Annotated in this window: 1 protein-coding gene; it reads right to left on the bottom strand. The window is 75.5% G+C overall.

All coding sequences use genetic code 11. The annotated features are described in order from the left end of the window. A partial coding sequence (locus AB8Z75_RS34940) for a glycosyltransferase 87 family protein (RefSeq protein WP_369209164.1) occupies window positions 1-928 on the bottom strand: 928 nt, incomplete at its 3' end. Window positions 929-1,085 lie beyond the last annotated feature (157 nt).

The following is a 1,085-nucleotide window of genomic DNA, read 5'->3' as shown; positions in this document are numbered from 1 at the left end:
CGGCCACACCGGACACGCCAGACGCACCGGGCACACCAGACGCGCCGACCACACCGGCGCCGCGAAACTCCGGCGGCCCCCCGTCGGCCCCCTTTCCGTGCCGCACGGTCACCCGTCGCGCCAGCCACATGCCCCCGGCCGCCAGCGCCAGCGTGGGCGCCAGCCACAGCCCTCCCGGTTCGGTTTCGTGCAGGAGGCGGGCGACCAGCCCCTGGAGGGACTGGTTGTCGACGATCCACGCCTTCCCGACCCGCGCCGTCTCGAACATCCTGCGCGTCCAGAACTCCACGCTCGCGCCCGGCAGCGCGCACGCTCCCACGGCGACGCTCGCCGCGAATCCGGCGGCGGCCCAGCACGCCGCTCTGAGCCGCCCGGTCAGCAGCAGGTGGACGGCGAAGAGCGCGGGCGTCAGCTTGACGCCCGCTGCGAGGCCGAGGGCGAATCCCTTGGCGCGCGCCCCGTCGGGCCGCCCCACGTCCCACAGCACGAGGCAGGCCAGCAGCAGGTTGATCTGCCCGAAGGCCACCGTCTGGAAGACGGGTTCGAGCCACAGCGCGACCGCGGTGAGACAGACGACGGCGGGCAGCGGCGCGGCCACGGGCGTCGTCCCGGACGGACCCGCCGCTCCTGTCGCCGCGTCCGGCCCGTCCGTCCGGGCCGGACGGACCGAGGGGGCCGTACGGGCCGGACGGGCCGGACGGGCGGCGCGGAGCGAGAGGGCGATCAGCCAGGCGAGCAGTGCCACGTTGCCCGCGACGAAGGCGCCCTTCGCGACGGACAACGGGACGAGCGCCACCGGGACGAACAGCAGTGCGGCGAAGGGCGGGTAGGTCGCGGGCAGATCCCACTCGGTGACGGTGAAGCCGTACAGGTCGGTGCCGTGCCAGACGGCGGCGCCCTCCGCCCGGTAGACGCGGATGTCGTCCATGGGCAGGCCTTGGACCGCGGCGAGCGCGGCGAACGCGCCGAGCGAGGCGGCCAGCAGAAGGAGCGCGGTGGTCAGGGACGGGCGCGGCAGCTGCGGCAGTCGCGGCGGACGGGGACGGAGACGGAGACGGGGACGGAGAAGGGGACGGGGACGGGGA

Source organism: Streptomyces sp. PU-14G (genome assembly GCF_041028275.1).
Lineage (GTDB): Bacteria > Actinomycetota > Actinomycetes > Streptomycetales > Streptomycetaceae > Streptomyces.
The sequence above is the reverse complement of the archived record's forward strand: the minus strand, read 5'-3'. Positions and strand labels throughout refer to the sequence as shown.